This window comes from Nonlabens sp. (assembly GCF_047636915.1).
Lineage (GTDB): Bacteria > Bacteroidota > Bacteroidia > Flavobacteriales > Flavobacteriaceae > Nonlabens.
In genome coordinates this window covers 1-20,964 of the sequence record NZ_JBLIGN010000047.1, presented here as the reverse complement: position 1 = coordinate 20,964, position 20,964 = coordinate 1, and the positions used below count along the sequence as shown (strand labels likewise).

General features: G+C 35.7%; 18 protein-coding genes and 1 pseudogene. 6 read left to right on the top strand and 13 right to left on the bottom strand.

Going from position 1 to position 20,964, the window contains the following annotated elements:
• Positions 1–350 (top strand): annotated as a pseudogene (locus tag ACJAT0_RS08450) (23S rRNA pseudouridine synthase F); the annotation flags it as partial.
• A 373-nt stretch (positions 351–723) separates the two neighbouring features.
• On the top strand, positions 724–2,100 hold the full coding sequence (locus ACJAT0_RS08445) for a serine hydrolase domain-containing protein (protein ID WP_415181317.1): 1,377 nt from the start codon (positions 724–726) through the stop codon (positions 2,098–2,100).
• A gap of 1 nt (position 2,101) precedes the next feature.
• Here ACJAT0_RS08445 and ACJAT0_RS08440 read toward each other — a convergent pair whose 3' ends face one another.
• The 5 genes from ACJAT0_RS08440 to ACJAT0_RS08420 form a co-directional block, all read right to left on the bottom strand.
• Entirely contained in the window at positions 2,102–3,565 is a 1,464-nt protein-coding gene (locus ACJAT0_RS08440) for a TolC family protein (RefSeq protein ID WP_415181316.1), read from the bottom strand.
• The gene (locus ACJAT0_RS08435; protein ID WP_415181315.1) at positions 3,555–4,910 is read right to left on the bottom strand and encodes an HlyD family secretion protein; all 1,356 of its coding nucleotides are present in this window, start codon (positions 4,908–4,910) and stop codon (positions 3,555–3,557) included. Before ACJAT0_RS08435 ends, ACJAT0_RS08440 begins: the two co-directional genes overlap by 11 nt.
• A gap of 2 nt (positions 4,911–4,912) precedes the next feature.
• The gene (locus ACJAT0_RS08430; RefSeq protein ID WP_415181314.1) at positions 4,913–6,586 is read right to left on the bottom strand and encodes a peptidase domain-containing ABC transporter; all 1,674 of its coding nucleotides are present in this window, start codon (positions 6,584–6,586) and stop codon (positions 4,913–4,915) included.
• Positions 6,573–7,259, bottom strand: coding sequence for a TetR/AcrR family transcriptional regulator (locus tag ACJAT0_RS08425; RefSeq protein WP_374003495.1), 687 nt, complete (start codon positions 7,257–7,259; stop codon positions 6,573–6,575). The genes ACJAT0_RS08430 and ACJAT0_RS08425 overlap by 14 nt, the downstream gene beginning before the upstream one ends.
• A gap of 169 nt (positions 7,260–7,428) precedes the next feature.
• A complete protein-coding gene (locus tag ACJAT0_RS08420; protein WP_415181313.1) occupies positions 7,429–11,037 on the bottom strand; it encodes a T9SS type A sorting domain-containing protein in 3,609 nt (1,202 codons plus the stop codon).
• A 196-nt stretch (positions 11,038–11,233) separates the two neighbouring features.
• Here ACJAT0_RS08420 and ACJAT0_RS08415 point away from each other — a divergent pair, with 196 nt between their 5' ends.
• Positions 11,234–11,911, top strand: a complete 678-nt coding sequence (locus ACJAT0_RS08415) for a M24 family metallopeptidase (protein WP_374003497.1) — start codon at positions 11,234–11,236, stop codon at positions 11,909–11,911.
• A 95-nt stretch (positions 11,912–12,006) separates the two neighbouring features.
• Here ACJAT0_RS08415 and ACJAT0_RS08410 read toward each other — a convergent pair whose 3' ends face one another.
• The 8 genes from ACJAT0_RS08410 to ACJAT0_RS08375 form a co-directional block, all read right to left on the bottom strand.
• The gene (locus ACJAT0_RS08410) at positions 12,007–12,288 is read right to left on the bottom strand and encodes an ATP-dependent Clp protease adaptor ClpS (protein ID WP_415181312.1); all 282 of its coding nucleotides are present in this window, start codon (positions 12,286–12,288) and stop codon (positions 12,007–12,009) included.
• Positions 12,289–12,341: 53 nt separating this feature from the next.
• A complete protein-coding gene (gene prmA, locus ACJAT0_RS08405; protein ID WP_415181311.1) occupies positions 12,342–13,193 on the bottom strand; it encodes a 50S ribosomal protein L11 methyltransferase in 852 nt (283 codons plus the stop codon).
• A gap of 337 nt (positions 13,194–13,530) precedes the next feature.
• Positions 13,531–14,283, bottom strand: a complete 753-nt coding sequence (gene tpiA / locus ACJAT0_RS08400) for a triose-phosphate isomerase (RefSeq protein WP_415181310.1) — start codon at positions 14,281–14,283, stop codon at positions 13,531–13,533.
• A gap of 268 nt (positions 14,284–14,551) precedes the next feature.
• Positions 14,552–15,625: an ABC transporter permease gene (locus ACJAT0_RS08395; protein WP_415181309.1), complete on the bottom strand. Its 1,074-nt coding sequence runs from the start codon at positions 15,623–15,625 to the stop codon at positions 14,552–14,554.
• On the bottom strand, positions 15,622–16,713 hold the full coding sequence (locus ACJAT0_RS08390) for a BT_3928 family protein (protein ID WP_415181308.1): 1,092 nt from the start codon (positions 16,711–16,713) through the stop codon (positions 15,622–15,624). The genes ACJAT0_RS08395 and ACJAT0_RS08390 overlap by 4 nt, the downstream gene beginning before the upstream one ends.
• A 592-nt stretch (positions 16,714–17,305) precedes the next feature.
• Positions 17,306–18,238, bottom strand: a complete 933-nt coding sequence (locus tag ACJAT0_RS08385; RefSeq protein ID WP_415181307.1) for a peptidylprolyl isomerase — start codon at positions 18,236–18,238, stop codon at positions 17,306–17,308.
• A 508-nt stretch (positions 18,239–18,746) separates the two neighbouring features.
• On the bottom strand, positions 18,747–19,283 hold the full coding sequence (locus tag ACJAT0_RS08380) for a hypothetical protein (RefSeq protein WP_415181306.1): 537 nt from the start codon (positions 19,281–19,283) through the stop codon (positions 18,747–18,749).
• Positions 19,250–19,420 carry a hypothetical protein gene (locus ACJAT0_RS08375; protein WP_374003504.1) on the bottom strand — a complete coding sequence of 57 codons (171 nt, stop codon included), beginning with the start codon at positions 19,418–19,420 and terminating at the stop codon, positions 19,250–19,252. Before ACJAT0_RS08375 ends, ACJAT0_RS08380 begins: the two co-directional genes overlap by 34 nt.
• Positions 19,421–19,897: 477 nt before the next feature.
• Here ACJAT0_RS08375 and ACJAT0_RS08370 point away from each other — a divergent pair, with 477 nt between their 5' ends.
• The 3 genes from ACJAT0_RS08370 (at position 19,898) to ACJAT0_RS08360 (ending at position 20,603) form a co-directional block, all read left to right on the top strand.
• Positions 19,898–20,152 carry a hypothetical protein gene (locus ACJAT0_RS08370; RefSeq protein WP_415181305.1) on the top strand — a complete coding sequence of 85 codons (255 nt, stop codon included), beginning with the start codon at positions 19,898–19,900 and terminating at the stop codon, positions 20,150–20,152.
• A 21-nt stretch (positions 20,153–20,173) separates the two neighbouring features.
• A complete protein-coding gene (locus ACJAT0_RS08365) occupies positions 20,174–20,359 on the top strand; it encodes a hypothetical protein (RefSeq protein WP_415181304.1) in 186 nt (61 codons plus the stop codon).
• Positions 20,360–20,420: 61 nt separating this feature from the next.
• Complete coding sequence (locus ACJAT0_RS08360) at positions 20,421–20,603, top strand: hypothetical protein (RefSeq protein ID WP_415181303.1); 183 nt, start codon at positions 20,421–20,423, stop codon at positions 20,601–20,603.
• The last annotated feature ends 361 nt before the right edge of the window (positions 20,604–20,964 follow it).

Sequence of the window (20,964 nt, the reverse complement as noted above, 5' to 3'; positions counted from 1 at the left end):
AAGAATATATAGTTACTGTGGATCACAGTGTCACGGAGTCTTTTTTGCAAAAAATGCGCTCAGGAATACCTATTCTAGATACCGTCACTAAAGAATGTGAAGTAGAGCAAATAGGACGTAAAACATTCCGAATTGTACTCACCCAGGGACTGAACAGACAGATACGTCGCATGTGTGAATACTTAGATTACCGAGTAACTAAATTAAAACGCATACGTATTATGAACGTTTCTTTAGATGTGCCTCATGGAACTTATAGAGACCTAACCAAAGAAGAGCTAGACGAAATAGAAAGGCTTACCAGCGAGAGTACCAAAGAATACCTTAAGGAGAAGAAAAGCTTGAAGTAACTAATTATAGTTCAGTCACTTTTTTATAATCACCTTAATTAATCAGGATTAAAAAACTACCTGCTAAAAGGAGTCGTATAAATTATAAAAAATGATCCTTCTATTTTATGATTTGGATTGTGATCGTGAATAGCAGCTCCTTTTATGTAAGGATAAGTTATGTTGACCTGTTCAAAACAGAAAATAACAGAGTACCAACTGTGGAGTACCTAGTCAGCGTCTCGACAATTTTACTTGTATTAAGTTTCATTTTTATTATTATAAGCAGCGTTAAAAAGGAGAAAAAGACTGGCCCTATTGTTTTTCAATATTCGGGATTCGTGCTTTTGTAATTTTACCGTTTTTAGCTAGGTTCATTTAACCATAAAATATCATGAAAAAAGTCCTTTCCGTTCTCATTTTACTATGTTCGATCACAGCAATTGCTCAAAAAGAAAAAGCAAATCGAATAGATAGCCTTTTTACTGCCATGAATCAAAATAAAGAATTCAATGGTGTAGTGCTTTTTGCTGAAAATGGTCAAGTCATTCATAAAAAGGCTTATGGCAAAGCTGACTTTATCAAAGACATTCCACTTACAACGGAGTCTGTTTTTGACCTTGCTTCTGTCTCTAAGCAATTTACCGCCATGGGAATCGCACTCTTAAAGAATCAAAAAAAAATCGATTATAAAGATCCGATCTCTAAGTTTATCCCTGAACTTTCCTTCTATCCATCAATTTCTATAGAAAATCTCCTGACGCATACCTCTGGATTACCTGATTATATGGATGTAATGAATGAACACTGGGATCATTCAAAAATAGCTACCAACAGAGATGTGATTGAAATGCTCGCTTCAATAAAGCCTGCGTTACTATTTGAAACTGATACACAGTATGAATATTCTAACACCGGCTATTTATTACTGGCGAGCGTCATAGAAAAAGTGTCAGGGAAGAGCTATGAGGCGTATTTAAAAAATTACATTTTTGAACCTTTGAAAATGACATCTACCCTAGTGAATAGACCTCGATTTGCTCCTAAAGATATTCCTAACCTAACCAAAGGGCACGTAGATGGAACTGATGGGAACCCAACTCCTATTGATACTTATGGAACAGATCAAGTGGCCTATTTCCTAGATGGTATTATAGGCGACGGGATGGTAAATTCTACGGTAGCCGATTTATTTCTTTGGGATCGGGCTTTATATACAAATCAGCTACTTCCAAAAAGAGAGATAGAAAAAATATTTACACCACATACCTTGAAAGACGGTACGCTGACTAACTATGGTTTCGGCTGGCAATTAAAAGACCATCCATCCTATGGACGGACCATAGGACATTCTGGTGCTTGGGCTGGATACTTGACCTATATAGAAAGACATGTAGCTAACGATAAGACCTTTATTTTCCTTCAAAACACATCTTTAAGGACCACGGGGAATCCTGTTTTGAATAGTCGCAAGCTTCTTTACAACGAGCCTATTGAAATCATCAGGTTTACTGCAAAAGAATACCGTATTGAAGAACTAGAAACCTATACTGGGATTTATAAAAACGAAGCTATAAACATGGACATTACTATAGCTGTAGATAATGGCAAACTTACAGGACAAGCTACTGGTCAAGGTGCCTTTCCATTAGATAGTTATAAGGATCACAAATTTAAATTTGATCCTGCAGGAATCGTACTTATTTTCCATGAAGATAAATCCTCTTTTAAAATCAAACAAGGGGGTAATATTACTCTATTCACAAAATAAACTACAGATTCTGTGGCACAAGTGCCAGACTATTAAAAAGTCGCGCTTTAGAATTCAGTAGTTTCACCCCTACTTCCAGTCTTTTAAGACTGGACTCAATAAGTTTAGTCTCTCTAGAGTTGATCAAGAAGATAGAACTATCACCTAATTCAAACTTGCGCTCTTCAGCGATGAGCATGAGTTGAGAGTCTTGTACAATTTCCAGAGTAATATCATTCTGGACGAGATAAGAATCGATCTCACTAAAGATAGCTCTGACCTTATTTTCTATGGCGAGTGATGTGGCAAGAACATCATACTTTGCATCTTGCAATTTGATTTGTGCTAACTTTAAATCACCACGTTCCTTCCTTAAAAATAAAGGCATGGAAAAAGAAATACCCGCTTTATAATCACTTAATTGGTAAGAGTTTCCATCATCCCATTGTGATGAAACAGCATCATAGCTAGCCTCTATTACTGGTAATAACTTATTCTCCTTGAGCTGACGTTCTACATCTAGCTGGTCCATTTTAAGCCGCATAGCAAGAATCTTAGGGTGATTATCTACTGTAAATAGATCTAAAGACTGCCCCATTATTTCTAAAGCGGCATCAATTTGTGATAGGAGGGCTTTTTCTGGAATAACTGTTTCTTGCAACTCTACTGGCACGTCATCAATCCATAAAAAATTAGAGAGCTCTAATCTTTTTTTAATAAAATCTATTTTTGCTTGTTCAAAACCCAAGAGTCTATTCTTTACCGCAATACGGGACTCCACAGCATCTATTACAGCTTTGTCTCCGGCTTCTACACTGCGCTTGATACCATCAAGCCGTATCTGCGCATTTCTTAAGATACCTTGAAAGAGTTCTCTTTCTTGAGCCGCTTGCCACCATTCAAAATACACCTGAGTAGCATCAAATAATACTGCGTTAACTAGTAAATCTCTTTCTGATTGAGTTTGCTTTCTAAATAATTTTGCTTTTCTCAAAGTCGCCATACGCTCATTGATCCACAATCCTTGACCTAATTGCAAACTTGCCCCAGCACTGTACAACCCCTCTTCTGGAACAGTAAGTGATGGATTTAAAAAGGCACCTTCATTGCGCTCTGCTCCTGCTCTGAATTCTACTCCATACCAAGTAGGAATCTTAAAAGCACCTCGCAATTCATCATAATATTCTGTTCCCTTAAAATCCTTGCGGTCGTAATCTACCTCGATTTTAGGATCAAAGCCTCCACGAGCCTTCAGTAATTGTGCCTGTCCTTGCTCTATTACAAGTCCAGCTTGCTTTACTACTGGATGGTGTTTTTTTACATACCCTAAAAATTCTCTAAGACCCATAACCGTCGTGTCCTGAGATAGAGTTTGAAGAGCTTGTTGTTGGTTTTGCTTTCGCGAAAGCGGAACGGCTATCAGACGCGTAGAAACCAATAGCAATAAGAATATAAGCCCACATGAAAAGGTTTTACTACTTCTCATTCGCCTCTTTTTTAGTAGTTTCTGGAATGTAATAATTAGCTGGAAAACCGTTAAGTCTACGCCATAATTCGTACCAAATAGGCACATCTTCTAGTAAAGCGATCGTACGTGCACCAGAACCTGGACGCAAAGCTTCTGGCCAGGTATTGTCTTCTTCATCTGGAGCTAGTAAAATTCTGTATTTACCCTTACCTTCTGTAATAAATGTCTCTACGGCAATAACTTTTGCGCCATAAGTTCCATAAGAGGCATTAGGCCATCCAGAGAAAATAATCGCTGGCCATCCATCAAATTGCACACGCACCTTCTCCCCATAATGTATCAAGGGCAAGTCTATAGGTTCTACAAAAGTCTCCACTGCTAGATCATAATTGATAGGCATCATATTTATAAGAGGCTCACCGTCCTTAAAAGTTTCTCCTATTCCTGTTTTTATTGCCTTGTTGATAAATCCATCTTGTGGAGCTGTTACAAAATAAAGGTCGTTTCTGATTTGATAATTAGTCCGATCTGTTTCTAGTTTGCTTACCTCAGCCTCAGTTCCTAATTGGTTTGATTCTGCCGTGAACTGATCACCACGTGCTTTTTGAATTTTGTCGGCAAACTCTTGTCTAATCCTATTCAATTCAATTTCTACGTTCAACAGAGCATTTTCACTTTGCAGTAACTTTTGCTCTTGAGCAATAGTTTTGGCTTTTGTGGTTCTCGCTTTGAGGTCTTTATCTTCTACCTCGACAGGAGATTTGATACCGTCTATTTCTAGCAATTGCTCTCGCTCTAATTGCTTTTGAGCAATTCTCTCATCATTTTTTACAGCGATTAATGCGGTACTATCCTGAATAATTTTCATTTGAGCTTGAAGGAGCTGATTTCGTCCTTGATCTAATTTAAGTTCTCTTTCACGAGACATTGCCTCTATCTGTCCATCAAGGGTTTTAATTTTTTCTAAATAAGACTGCACGCTAGCTTTCTTTGCATCGATTTGTTGCTGTGTACGTTCCACTAAATTAGGATCCATATACTCACTTTTTACCTCACTAATTTTTAATACCGTATCCCCTTTCTTTACTCGGTCACCTTCTCTTACATACCATTCTACAATACGGCCTGCTATAGGCGATTGTAAAGTAAGTGGTCTTTGATCTGGAGTTAATGTAGTTACAAAACCGTTACCACTTATATTTTGAGTCCAAGGAAGAAACATCAATACGATAGCAAAGATGGCAAAACCTCCTAAAAATCTATTGAAATATTTGAAATGCCGGCGTTTCATCACTTTCTTGCTGGAGTTGAATTTATCTAAATCCAACGGCTCCTTAAGTTCATTTTGAGAAATATTAAGCATAATTATTGATCTAAAATTAATTTACCATTGTGCAGCGTTATCAATCTACCGCAACGTTTTCTCCATTCTTGATTCTGACTGACAACAACAAGAGACCAGCCGTTAGAGGCATCTGTAAGGAACCCCATAATTCTTATGGCTTCTTCTTCTTCAAATTGATCTAAGGGATCTTTAAGAATAAGCATCTTAGGATTTCTAACGATACTGCGCGCTAGAATAATTTTTTTTCCTACCGTATAACTCAACTCTTTGCCTTCTGGGAAAATAACTGTCTCTAGTCCTTGAGGTAATTTTTTAAGAAAAGTGATTAAACCTACCTTTTCTAGTGCCCAGTAAATGCGTTCATCTGTAACACTTTTGTCTCCAAAGGTGATGTTATTCCTAAGAGTTCCTTCAAAGGGACTCTCTTCTGTTAACGACTGTCCTAAATTTGCTCTGTAATAATTAAGATCAAGACCACGCAGGTTTGAGTTGTTTACGTAAATACTGCCTTGAGTAGGTTCTATAATACCAGCTATAAGTCGCAATAAAGTAGCTTTTCCACTACCGTTAGTACCATTAATGAGTATCGTGCAAGTTTCAGATATTTTCAAAGATATGTCATCGATTATGGGTCTCGTTCTATCCGGCACACTATAGGTAACCTGATCGAGTTCTACACTAAAATTTTGCTCCTTCTTAAACGGGTGCTCTCCGGATTGCGGCTCTAATTCCTTATCAACCACTTGAGCTAATTTTTCAAGTGATGTAAGCATATCATAAAAAGATTCCAATCCAGAAATGATTTTCTCCACTGCCCCAATAATGATTAAAATGATCAGCTCTGCGGCAACAAACTGTCCTATATTCATTTCTTGACTTAGAACTAGCAAACCTCCTATCAAAAGTAATCCTGCTGTAATAAGGACCTTGAAACCGATAAACTGTGATGCCTGTATAATCAAAACTCTAAAATGCTGTTCTCTATATTTAAGATAACCAGAAACCAGTTCATCATTCTTTTCTACCGCGTGATTACTACCACCGGAAAGCTTGAAACTAACTAGTGATCTTGCAATTTCTTGCAACCAATGTGCTACTTTATATTTGCTTTTTGACTCCATCAAACTGGTACTCAAACCTCTTTCTGCGGTGTATTTAAATAATACAAAGGCCAACCCTACAAGCAAAACTCCGTAAACAATAAAGAACGGATGATAAAAGGAGAGCAATATCAATCCAAATATAATTTGCAATAATGCTGTGGGGTAATCTACTAACAACTTAGAAAGACTCTTTTGAATTGCTAAAGTATCAAAAAAGCGATTTGCTAACTCTGGTGGATACGTGCCTTGCAACTCGCTCATTTTTATCTTAGGAAGCCTAAAGGCAAAATCAAAAGAAGAACGTATAAATATCTTCTGCTGGATATTCTCGGTAATTCTAATTTGCATAATTTGCAAAACACCGCCAAATGCAACACCTAAGGTTACTAAAACAACGAGTAGAATCCATGAAGTGCTGATTTGAGCTCCTATTATTAAATTAATAATAGCTTGAATACCTAAAGGCAAAGAAAGACCAACTAAGCCAGCAAAAATGGCATAATAAAAAATCTGCCTAATGTCTTTTTTATCTACCTCTAACATACGTATAAGACGCTGCCACGCGGTGAGTATATTTTTATTTTTTTCCATCTGATATGATAAGTTGATCTATTAAATCTAAAAAGTAGGAGGTAGGTGTTGTTATTTTGTTACAATCTGTAATTGCTGTAAAATGATCCTTTAAAAAATGCTGATGCAAAGAACCTTCTATAACCATGCTGCTCAACGATGAAGGATACAGGTAATTAGGGTTTACAGCAACAATCATTTCTTTAAGACGTAAAACTAGACGTTTGTATATGGCAAAATATCCTTCTTTATTTTCTGCATCTACTTCTTTTGTTAAATAAGATTTAGAGTATTCTGAAACAACAATCTTATTCAAAAGCACCTCATTAATATGGCTAAAATTAGAATCTGGTGAAACTTCTTGAGTTAAAATCTCTGTCGCTCTAACTAATTTTTCTTTCGGCGATAAAATGGTTAGGGTCTGAAGAACAAGCTGATACTCTAACCAACTCCAGTACCAAGAGGTAAGATACAACAAGAGTTTGTGCTTATTTTCAAAATACCGATAAATAGAACTCTCATTTGATTTAAGGATAACTCCTAATTTTTTAAATGTAAATTGCTCAAAGCCCAGTTCATAAATCATCTCTATACTGCAACTAATAATGCGCTTGCCTAAATCAGAACTTTCTGGGTTTTTGACAAATAACTTATCGTTGATTTCAACCTTGAGATTTTTAAGAAGTGTTTGCATATAACGTTATTGAGGAACGAATATAATAGTAATACTATTAACCTGTAATAACATTAGTTTTAATTAACAATAATTTTGCTTTTTAAAGCACCTCAAATAGACCATAAAATAGATGTCATAAAAAAAACCTCAGCATCCCCTGAGGTTTTGAAGTAGAATAGGTATGATTTTATTTTTTGATCAGCTTGGAAGTATAGGTCTGGTCTCCATTAACAAATTTAGCGAGATAGACGCCTTGTTTCAATTCAGAAATATCTATTTGAAGTTGGTTTTGAGTCAGCTTTTGCAAAAGGGTAACGCGTCCTCTAAGATCGTACAGAGTTAAACTTGCTTCTTGCATGACATTATTAAAATTAACGGTGATTTTATTGCTTGCCGGATTGGGTGTTAAACTGAATACTGTTTCTTCTACATCTGGATTACTCAATGGCGTGCGGAAGGTGCTCGTAAACGTATTGGTAATAATCGCAGGGTTGAAATCAAAATAGATTTCGGCCGTATTGGGAATGACAGTACCTTCTGAAAATGCTAAGGGCTTGATTTTAAAATATACATGCCCATTAGCACCTACTGGATCTGTTGTAGCATCTGGCAGCATGATATTATCAAATCTCCACACTACTTGTCCTTCCATACGCTCCATCACATAGTCATGACTCGCATCTATCATTTCTATGCTGTTACAGTCCAGTTGAGAATCAATCGCATCTTCTATCCGTACATTTATGGCGCTTGCCGTTCCTGTGTTTTCAAATCTAACCGTATAATAGAGGTAGTCGTTAGGACCAAATTCTACTGGGTTAATAAATTTTCCTCTAGATTCCATTTTATCATTAGGGTCGTAACTACCTATGATTATTTGGGAAGATGTACTGGTATTATTTGAAGGTGTGAGATCATTTGTACCTGGTGAAATTGCGGCAACATTAGTTAACAGATCTCCCAAATTCACGGTGGGTATAGTAGGAATTTGCATTTCAACATCAAAAGATCTTAACTCAAACGGATTCAAATTTGCATAACCTAGACTAACTGAAGCAGTTGTAATAGTAGCACTAGGATCTGATACGCTTACAACACTCACAGTAGGATCATAATCAAAAGTGACTTGACCTAGCGATACAGGACTTGTTCCTAAATTAGTATAATAAACTGTTTCTGTATAAGTAAAACCTGGTCTCGGTTGCTCTTGAGGCACTATGTAAACCACAACATCTTCATAACTTGACACTGGAGTTACTAAAAAGTCTTTGCTTACAATACCACTACCATTAGGAATAGTAACTCCTGGATGCGTTGCAGGTGCAACACTATAATTTGCTGCATAAGCTGGTAGAACATCAAAGCCTAGGTCATATGAGTTAGTTGGATCTGTATCATAAATATTATAACTCGCTAATGGTGTGGTTATTTGCATCAGGTTACCACTGCTATTTCTTTCCCATTCAAATACTCCAAGAGGGAAACTCTGGTCTGCGGCATCTACTAAACCATTTAGGTTGACATCTAGATAAGAAGCCATTCTAATTCCATCACAGTTTACCGTTGCCGTGCTTCCTGCTCCTAATTCTACTTTTAAGAAACCTTGTTGGTTTGAAAAGTTTGAAGTAAGAATCAAATAATATTCACCAGCTTGAGCATTAGAAATTTGAGCGATTTCAGGCATAACAACTGAAAAACTATGATCTACATAGTCGGCTTGAGTAAGACTACCACATTGCGCAGTAGGGTTTGTGAAAGGACCATAAACCGCAAAGTCTATATCAAGGTCTTGACCCATAAAATTAGGCAGTGAATTTTGATAAACTTCTAAAGTTAAATCTCCTGCAGTCTCTACAGGTATATAGAACCAAGTTGGATTTCTAGGTCCAGTAGTTGAAGAAAAAGGATAATAATTACCTGGCTCTGCATTTGAACCATCAAACACATTTATAAAAGGTTGTCCTATGCGTTCGCAAAGTGATTGAGCATTGGAACAATCATAAGCATTATTACAATTTCCTTGAGGTCTTATTGCACCTGAATAAATGACGTTACAGTTATTAGGAATTGCCTCTACCAGAAATATTTGTTGTGATCCGTTTAAGATGGAGACATCGTAAATAGATGGATTTTGAATGGCATTTATGCCACTCTGAGCATCTTGTAAAGTTGTGAAATAAGTAAAAGTATTTGTCGAAATTAATTGACCCTCAAAATCTGTCAAATCAAAAACAACAGTTCCATCTAGATCGTCGTCACAATCACTAATATCTGTAAGTGTAGTAAAATCAAATAATACAGCTTGGGTAATAAGATCAAATGAAGCCAGTTGATAACCACCAGTTGTATTTTCTTCTAGTCGTGCATAAATAACAGCATTAGATCCTGTACAATAGTTGGTTGCATTTGCAATAGAGTTAGTCCCGGCGTTGGCATCTGCACTGCTGGTATGATAACTTACTGTAAAATCAGTAGGGTTATTAGTATCCATAATTACAGCATCGTTTTGAGTAAGATCAAAACAGGCCACTGTATTAGGAGTTTGTAAGCAACCTATCAATTCATTTGGGTTACCTGCAGTGAAACAGCTTGTTACCTCCACTAATTGCACAGGAGATATGCTAGAGCAAGAGCTTGGAAAAAATTCTGTCCTAACAAAAACTTGGGTAGTTCCAGTATCAACAATAAAATTAAAATAAACTCCTAATGGATTCACTTGATTCATGGCATCTGCCTGAGTAAGGTAATAAACGACCTGAAAATTATTATTTAAACTCGATGTGCTAAATATGTCATTTAAAACACTATTCCCATCATATTCAATACGACCGTCTCCATCATCATCACAACCGCTCAAAGGATTGAATGTGTAAATATCTGGACTAGCATTAACTATTAATTGAAACGATTGGGTCGTATCTGTGTTTCCAGTTGCTATTTCTTCCACTCTGACAAAAATTTGTTGATTAGAAGAAGTACAGTAGGTAACAGGAAGGATATTATTATTAGTATCGGCATCTACTTGTGTGGCGTGATAGCTAACAGAGTGTGTATTTATAGAATTAGTTCCTAATGCTGCTAGTGTATTGATATTCATATCAAAACATGCGTTATTATTAACCGGGTCAATGCAGGATTCTAATTCCACTAATTGCGAGGCCTGATTACAGTTTGTTAAAGTTACAAATACATTAATTACTTCAAAACAATTAGTTGAAGTCTGAACTCTTATAAATAAATCTACAGGAATATTTGCTTGGGATATGAATGTAGTAGAAAGTGGATTAGAATTAGTGTCTGCATCTTGCTGACTTAGAAAGTAGGTGAAAAGCAAATTATTCTGTCCATTTGAAAGAAAAGGTTCTATATCAAATAGATCTACTTGAACTTCACCAGTTGCAGTAATTGCACCACAATAAGTAAAGCTTTGTAGACTATTAACTATTGGTAAGGCTTCAATGATTAAATTACCTGTGGTAATGTTAAAACTTCCGGTAGTAGTATCATTGACACGTATGAAGATTAATTGTGGATTAGTACTATTTGAATAGTTTGCTGGAGATAATGGGTTTAAATTATTTACAGCGTCAAACTGAGAAGAAAAATAAGCAACCGTATACGTAGCTGGATTTTGGTTTCCTAAGGCTGTCACGTCCCAAAATGTTAAATCAAAAAGTTCTATTCCATCATTTGAGACATCATCACAAACAATATAATCTGGAACTGGACCTGCAGTAACTTGAGCTGTGACTACTGTGGTTAACAGCAAAGCTAGTAAAAATAAAAGTTTTTTCATGATTGCTTAATTTTGTAGGAAAATAACTAAATTTTATTAGAAGCATGACTAATTCTTTAATTTTTAGAGTAATAAGCTTAATTACAATGATGTAAATAAACAAAAGTTTAATAAATAATATTTATTTTCTTGTGATAACTGGCATATTAACACAAAAACATATGGTCAATTCCTTCCTGAATACTATTTTTACTACATGACGACTACCTTATTAGAACTTCAAAAAGCAGAACAAAAAGCAGCCTTATTATTTCAAGAAATTGAAGCAAGACAACTGGTCAAAGCTGGAAAAACAGAAAAACAAATCAACACAGCTATTTTCCTTTTGGCTGATGAGTTGCTACAGATCAAAAAGTACTGGCACAAGCGTATTGTGCGTGCTGGAGAAAACACATTGCATCCCTATAATGAAAACCCACCTGACTTAGTAGTTAAAGAAGATGACATCCTTTTTATAGATTTCGGTCCTATCCTAGAAGAATGGGAAGCTGACTACGGGAGAACTTATGTGATAGGAAACGATTCTTATAAAAAGCAATTGGCCAGAGATTCAGAAAAATTATGGCACATAGCAAATGAGTACTTTATAGATAACCCTGCTATCACTGGTGCTCAATTGTATGAGTATTGCAAAGCGTTAGCGGTGAGTTATGGATGGGAATTTGGAGGACCTATTGCTGGTCATTTGATCGGTCAATTTCCTCACGAGAGTTTAGAAACAGAAGTGAAGACTAATTACATCCATTTAGAAAATCATATCCCAATGAATCAAACCGATTCTAATGGGAAGAAACGCCATTGGATTATAGAAATCCACTTGATCGATGCTTCTAAAAAAATAGGCGCCTTTTTCGAGCAATTGGCCGGTTTTTAGCGTTACACTTCAATTGTAAAACATAAAATGCCTGCAATTTGCCGGCATTTTATGTTGTACTCATTAATAAATACAAATAGCAAAAGAAAATATTCTTACTGAATTTCAGCTGTTAAACCTGCTTCCAGCAAAGCCGTGCAGCGTGGTTTTAGATCATCATAATCACCTGTTTTTACATTGCATTTTCCTTTATAGTGAACTATTAAAGAACACTGCTCCGCCTGTATAGGAGTATGATCACAAGCTGCTACTAACATATCTATAACGTGATCAAATGTATTTACTTCATCATTAAAAAGGACAATCTTATTTTCCTTTTGCTCCAAGACTTCCAACTCCAATTCTGGAAGTACTTGTTCCTGTGTGTTTATTATCATTTGAATAAATTTAAAACAAATCCTTTAAGAATAAATCAACTTTAACGTTAAAGTTATTTCTTAATCATTTTTGCTGCGATCCAGTTATCTTTTTCTAAATGAGAGTCGTAAGAAATACCACAATCATTACACTTATTTTTAATAGGCACCAAGTCTTCTTTATAAAAACCACTAAAAAGAATAGTACCACCACTTTTTAAACTACGTGCATACACGGGAATATCTTGAAGAAGGATATTTCTATTGATATTTGCAATTATAACATCATAGGTTTTCCCTTCAAGTTGTTCAGCACCGCCTAAAATAACAGTTACTCTATCTGTTTTATTACGCTCTACATTCTCCATCGCATTTTCATAACACCACGTATCGATATCAATTGCATCTACAGTCGCAGCGCCACGCATTTGAGCAAGAATACCTAAAACTCCTGTACCGCTTCCCATATCTAGCACATCAAGATCTGTCACATTTTCTACTAACAAATGTTCGATCATCATGTGCGTTGTTTGATGGTGACCTGTCCCAAAACTCATTTTAGGCTCCATCACGATCTCAAATTCTACACCACTAGACTTATGAAAGGGCGCACGAACTTCACAGCGATTATTTACGATAATAGGATCAAAGTTTTTCTCCCATTCAGCATTCCAGTTTGTTGGTGGTATTTCCGCTTTCGCGAAAGCAATATCACATAAATCATTTTCCATAAGAGCCACATTGTGAAGTATAGCGTCACTATCTAAGGACTGCAATACATAAGCTTTAATACCCTCTTCTGTTTCTATAAAACTCTCAAAACCAACTTCTCCTAATTGTGCCATAAGCACATCATTCCAAGGTTGCTGTGGCTGCATCGTAAAACTGTATTCTATATAAACCTGGTCTGTGATATTATTTTCCATAGCGGTAATGTCCTGTAATTGTAAAGTTAAATAGGCAATCTTATAAAACTTGTCCAGCACCTATTTTAGGTACTAGCAAATGACGTTTTTAATCCTTTGATTTTATTTTGGAAACTATTCCTATCGTTCTAAAGGTTCTAATGACCAAATCCGTACAAACACCATAAGGCTTTAGCACATCCCATTAGAATATGGAATACTCCAATAACTACCATTATAAACAACCTGGCTTTTTGAGAGTTCTTGCGCTGCTGCTGCTGCTGCTACTTTGACACTGCACTGCATCTGACTAACTACTGGTAGTGTAGCCTATAGAAATATAAATAACAACCGTTTTTTAAAATGCATTTGCGATATCAAGGAACGATTGCGCATCTAGTGATGCACCACCTACAAGACCACCATCTACGTCTGGTTTTGCAAAAATTTCTGAGGCATTTGAAGGTTTTACACTACCTCCATAAAGAATACTGGTATTGTTTGCCGTTTCTTTTCCAAATTTAGTTTCTAAAAAAGAACGTAAATGTGCGTGCATTTCTTGTGCTTGTTCTGGACTTGCTGTTTCTCCAGTACCGATGGCCCATACAGGTTCATAAGCAACCACAACCTGTTCCATTTGCTTTGCGGTAAGATCAAAAAGTCCTTTTTCAATTTGTCCCGTTACCGTTTCAAAATAGTTGCCTGCTTTGCGTTGTTCTAGGTGTTCTCCACAACAAAAAATGACACGCATTCCTTTTCCAAGAGCCGTTTTCGTTTTAGCAGCAAGCAATTCATTTGTTTCTCCATAAGTATCTCTACGCTCCGAATGACCTATAATGACCGTTTTGATCCCAATACTATCTAACATATCTACAGAAATCTCTCCCGTATACGCTCCATTTTGAGCTTCACAAACATTCTGAGCTACCACTTCAATAAGCGTGTCAGATGTGCTATTAAATGCATTGTATAAGAATGGATGCGATGGAGCGATCATCAATTCACAATTGAAATCTTTAACTAACCCCGTTTTTAAATCGGTAATTAATCCTTGTGTCTGTGAAAGGTCACAATTCATTTTCCAGTTTCCAGCTAGTATGTTTTTTCTCATGGTTTTTGTTTTGGGTACGTGTAAATTTAGCAATAAATTCAAAATTGCCTTTTTTATTATTGTTGTGCAAATGAATGTTAAGGTATTGGGTTTAAAATCTTAAAAAACGTTTGCGCTGGGATTTAAAATTAATTTCAAGAATAAAAAACTAGGTATACTTGATCCAATTATAATTAACTAATTGCAACAAAAATTACTTCTGATACTAAAGTTTAAATTCATTTCAATCCTCTTGTCTATTGAATCTAGTCTCCAGAGTCTTTTTTCACTACTCCAACTTTACACGAGGGTCCAACCACACATAAATAAAGTCCACCAAAATATTAATGATTATAAATAGCGTTGCAATAACGAGCACGGCTCCAGTGATCACCGGTAAATCTTGAGTATTTAATGCTTCTACAATTTCTTTACCTATCCCATTCCAATTAAAAATATATTCTACAAAAACAGCACCGGCAAGTAAGCTAGCAAACCAACCGCTTACCGCAGTAATTACAGGATTCAATGCATTTTTAAAAGCATGTCTTTTGATAACTTGTAAGGTAGTAAGTCCTTTTGCATATGCCGTGGTAATATATTCTTGCCCCATAACTTCTAATAAACTGTTTCTCATGAGTTGAGAAATGACCGCAAGTGGACGTATTCCCAATACAATGGATGGCAATATCAAATTGCGCCATTGCAATTGCATTCCTTCTCCATAATCATCCATCTCGTATAAACTACCACTCATCTTAAGACCCGTGTATTCCTGCAGCACATAACCAAAAATAAACGCGAAAATAATAGCACTAAAGAAACTAGGGATGCTCATTCCAATGGTACTGACCAACTGAATCATCTGATCCACCCAACTGTTTTTATACAAAGCAGAAATAACTCCTAAAACCAATCCTAATACCAGTGCGATACTAATCGCTGCCAGAGCAAGAATCATAGTATTAGGCAATGTTTCTCCTATAATATAACTTACCTTTTTACCTGTTTTCTGGAAAGATTCTCTTAAATAAGGCCATTTCAAATAGGTGCTTGTTATCCCTATTGTAAAAAGATCTAGAGCTGTGTATTTCCCATCATCATGAGTAAAATCAGCATTATTTGTGCTGTGAAAAGATATAGGAGACAAATCATTTAGAAAATACAAATACTGAGTTCCTATAGGTTGATCAAGACCGTATTTTGCTTTTAAGTTAGCCAGTTGTTCCTGACTTTCATTCTGCCCCATCATCATTTGAGCAGGGTCTCCAGGTAATAGGTAAAACAGTAAAAAAATAACCGTCACCACTCCGTAAAGAGTGAGCACGGCATATCCTATTTTTTTAAGCACATAGCTTATCATAGAGACAAGCTCTCAAAATCATTCCAATGTGATTTACTAGTCACCACTCCGTTTTCAATAGTCATTACAGATGGTGTTGACCTCACGGCAGTTTTTAATTGGGTTCCATCCGTGGTATAAAATGGTATCTCTATCCCATTTGCTTTCAGCAAAGGTTGTAATTGGTCTTTACTATTTGCACTCAATCCGATCACTTCATAACCAGATTTTTGAGCTCTTGTCACAAAAGCTGCTAGCTTTTCCATACCGCCATCTTCGGCCTTGGTCATGTCATAGATCATTACAAAGGCTACTTTTTCTTTTTCGAGTATTCCTTGAGTGTAATCTTTACCGTCTTTTTCTATAGAAAAGTCGTGAATTTTAGGAAGTGCCGCTTCTTGAATAATACGCGTTTCTACTTTAGCATAAGCTGGGCGACCTTCTGGCGGCAATCCATCTGTAGTTACTATTTCTTCGTTTCCATCTACCGTGTAGTACCAGTCGTATCCAAAAATTGCTGGCTGGTTGGGGTCTTCCTTCATGGCTTCTTCCATATCAGTTCCTATTTTATAAGCTCTAAAATCAAGGATAGGTAAATGCATCAATACATAATAAGCGATTATAAAACAAATGATGGTCGCTACGAGAATGATTAGAGATGATTTTGCTTTTGTGAAGGTGGAACTTAAGTTATCCATATTGAAAAACAAGATAAGAATCATCACTAACAGCACAATATCTTTATAGAAAGATTGCCAAGGTGTTAATGGAATAGCATCACCAAAGCAACCGCAATCGGTTACTTTATCAAAATAAGCCGAATAAAAAGTCAGAAATGTAAAGAATACAATCATGAGCAGTATGGACCAGATGGTAAACTTTTTCTGAAAACCTAGCAGCAGCATGATCCCTAAAACCACTTCAAAAATAACTACAAAAATAGCCATGGGGAGCGCAAAAGGCTGTAAAAACTCCAGTCCTAAAACAGCAGCACTAAAATATTCATCCAGTTTGTAAGAAAAGCCTAGTGGATCATTTAATTTAATTAAGCCACTAAAAATAAACAATATACCAACAAACCATCGACAAAAAATAACTACTGCTTTCATGCTTTTTTCTTTGTAGTAAATATAGTAAATAGGTGCGAAGCAACTGGTATTAAGAAGGAGGAAATTAGAGAACAACAGACGCATAGATGGCCGCCGACTCATCTCATATTTAAAAGGTGAAAATCGGGATGAATGATATGGAATCTGGATGAGGCAAACTATTTTTTCTCTGTTCTAAGCCTTATTTTACATCTTTAACTTATTGATATTATTTGAATAATAGGGACTTCTTTTTTAATACATTCAATTTGCTAAAAAGTTATATTTTCTCCACAAAATGATTTCTAATTAGCTGAAAGACGATTAATTTAGCTCTATAAGGCAACATTAATATGCTTGATAAACGGTGCATATCTATGGAAATAACCCTCAACCGTCTGTAATAAAAGGAAAACTGCCACTTGCTATACTTCGAACTCAAGGCATATACTTCCATTTAAGTGAACCATCGAAGTAATTCATCACCTATCTTTCCAAAATCCAGGTCTTTTGAGTATAATTATTTTTGATGTACACATGCCACATGCCTTTTGTAACAAAGAAAGCCCTGTTCAATGAAGAACAGAGCTTTATATAAATAATTGAGTACGTACTACTTTACAGCAACTAATTCTACATCAAATACCAATGTTGCGTCTGGCGGAATAACACCTCCAGCGCCAGCGCTTCCGTAAGCGATGTGTGATGGTATAACAAGACGGGCCTTATCTCCTACTTTAAGTAAAGCGACTCCTTCGTCCCATCCTGCGATTACTTGTCCCTTACCTAGCACAAAATCAATAGGCTCCTTGCGATCATAACTAGAATCAAATACTTTACCGTTAGGCAACATTCCTTTGTAATGAACGCTTACTTTCTTTCCTTTTTCAGCTGGAACTCCATCACCTTGATTGATGATTTTAAAACGCAAACCACTTTCTGTTTTATCAAAACCCATCGCGATATCATCGATTTCTTGATCGGCTTGTTTTCTTGATTGGTCTTCCCGCATTTTTCCAGCGCCCTCAAACTGACGGAATTCTTCCACAGCGTTAAATGCATGTGCGGCTTCGCCTTCTCTAAGAATAGTCACTGTTTTAAGTTCATCACCTTGAGCGATAGCATCTACAACATCCTGTCCTTGTATTACTTTACCAAAAATGCTGTGCTTATCATCTAACCATTCTGTTGCGATGTGAGTAATAAAAAACTGAGAACCATTTGTTCCTGGTCCCGCATTTGCCATACTCAGCACTCCTGGGCCATCATGGCGCAATTCTGGATGAAATTCATCGTCAAAATTATAACCAGGTCCACCAGCTCCAGTTCCTTGTGGATCTCCTCCTTGAACCATAAAGTCTGGTATCACTCTGTGAAATTTAAGACCGTTGTAATAAGGAGTACCCTGACCTTTGGCCTTATTCTCTAAGTTACCTTCCGCTAAGGCAACAAAATTACCTACCGTTCCAGGCGTTTTATCATGATGTAATTGTACCAAAATTTCTCCTTTAGTAGTATCAAATTTTGCGTAGATTCCTTCTTGCATTGTTATTGTTTTTAAGGCTGCAAAGATAATTGATTCAATTAAAGCAATTGTGACTCCAAACGAGTTATTAAATCGAGAATATTTATAACCTTATACCATAGAAAATACAACCGCCCTTTTCGTTTTATACTTTCCCGACTTCTTTAGAAGTCCTGTCAGCTTTTCGAAAAAGTTCTCAACTGAAGATACCTGTTTACTTTTTAAATGCGATGGCTTTTTAAAAAGCTTCTTAAATATAACAGTGATATAACCCTATTATCTATTAGACCTACATTTAAAGTAAATCATAGTATTCCAATGTTTCAGTATTTGTTATCGTCATTACAATCGGTCAACGACCGTAAAAGACTCTCAACGTGTAGTATATGAAAAATAGGCGATCACGAATCATAAATTTTTCGGTTGAGCGCGAGCCGAATTTTTAAATTTTTCTTATTATCTTTTTTATCAATAGGCCAAATTTAAAATTTGGCAGACTTGCAAATATGCCTTAACTTATACTCAGCAACTAACTGTATGTAAAAGATATAAGTTGTTTTGTATCGTTTTTTTGCATTCCAATTATAATCCAGCCTTCTTTAAAAAATATGAGTCTACAATTCTCTATAAATTCCTTTAATTCCGTGTTTTTATCAGCAGTTTCGTCAGTCAATTCAAACAGATAGACTTGTAGATTTGCAGAATTTGGTCTGCCCAACCAAAATCGAAATCGTCTAATTTTCGGTGAGTTTGATAGATATTTAAGTTCTTCTAAATTTGTTATCGTTAAATTAGCTCCTCTTGTTAATTCATAAAAATATTTTTGCGAAACAGTAAGAGAGTCTAGTTCTTTTTCCGATTTACGTCGATCGGTTGTATAGCTACTTATTAATTGAGGATATAAAATTCCTTTGAGGAAAAACACTTTTAGTGTACCATTTACACCATAAATATGAAAAGACTTATTGTCGAATGTTAATTCAGGTTTTTCTATTTCTTTAATTTCATCAGAATAGGTTTTAAACGTTTGCTTTATGTATTCATTTTTAAAAGTTCTTGAGCCCAATAATCTTCTTGTTCTCCTTGATTATAAAAAAGTGGTTTTAATTCCTGCGCTTTTGGGATTTCAACTTTTTTGGGTTTGGTTTGAGATTTGCAACCAATAGAGAAAGTCAGAAGTAATATTGCTACAAATAATTTCATTTTGTTCGCTTTAGCTGCTCAAATGTCTGTTAATATTATTAATCAAAAAAGATAAAACGAGTAAATGGCTCTTTTAGTTGAGTTGCGGTGTTTCTTAAATGAACTACCACTTGTTATATCATTCTTGTTATACTGTATACCTTATTTACTAACCGAATATCTATAATTCAAGTGACGTTTATCCATCATAAAAACCACCCCATGATTATAAAGCAACCACCTAATTTATTGTATCAACACCTAAAGAATCAGTCTTTGCTCCTACAGAGATATACTCAAATCAGCGTTTAGATAAAGTTAAGTAACCATGAGTTATTTTCCATGCGTATACATACTCCACATTTAGTTTGTCATTTTTGCTTGCCTAGACACTCCTATTTTATGGTTCTTACTTGCCTTAGTTCGTGACGATGTGTAGTTAAGCATCTAACTAATGCTATAAGTGTACGGGTTTCCGCAATGTCTATGATAGCATCTATGTTTAAAAGTTTAAGCCGTTGGAAAAACCCCTTGTTGACTAATTTTGAATACGATCAACCCTACTTCTCCTGTCTTGATTACAGCGATACCAAAGCTTTAGAGGCTACTGATTATTATAAAAATGACAGTACATATATGAAAAGCTTAAGGATTAGAGATTCCTTGTTAGCCTATCCACCAAGTAAGATAGACAGTGTTTTAGTAGACAACCTTTCTGTTCAACGACTTCTGGTTCCAGAAATTAATAAGTAGTAATTATTACCCTTATTAAAAATGAAAGATTTCAATAATACTAAACCTTATATTGGTTTAACATTATTGCCTCCTAAAACTATATTAGAAACAACTAAGGTTTTACTTAAGACTATTGATGTCAGTAGATCATTAGCACAACTTAACGGTATGCTAACCAATTTACCTAATCCTACTTTATTTTTAGACACTATTCATCCACAATAAGCAAAAGCGAGTTTCTGAAATAGAAAACATTATTACCACTAATGACGATTTATATAAATCTTTGGTAGCCGACAAAAAATTTGATAATACAGCTACGAATGAAGTTAACAGTTATAAAGAAGCGCTTTATAATGGATTGCGAGATAATGAAAATCGTCCTGTTATAAGAACAAACTGGTGTATCAAAACTGTACCAAGTATTAAAAAAAAACTGGAATTAGAACAACTCCTAGTATTGCTTTAAAAAACATGCAAGGACAAACCGCATACACGCCACCAACTGGAGAATCGGTTATTAGAGAGAAACTTGCGAATTTGGAAAATTTTATGAACAGTAAAAGTGAGTTTGCTACTTTCCAAACCGCCCTTGCCGCCTTACCTATTTTAGGAAGAGCTGGACTGAGAACTCTGGGACGTAATAATCAACATTGTTGAGCAGTTCCGTTAAGGGAAGGTTTTACGGTACTGTCCAAAATTGGAGATTTTTGATTCTATATAAATTAGGCAAAACAAACAATAATTTATGGCTACATTTGGAAAAATGTAAAACTTAATATATCTGAATATTGATGACACAAACGCTTTTTAATCCTTTTAAGGATTTG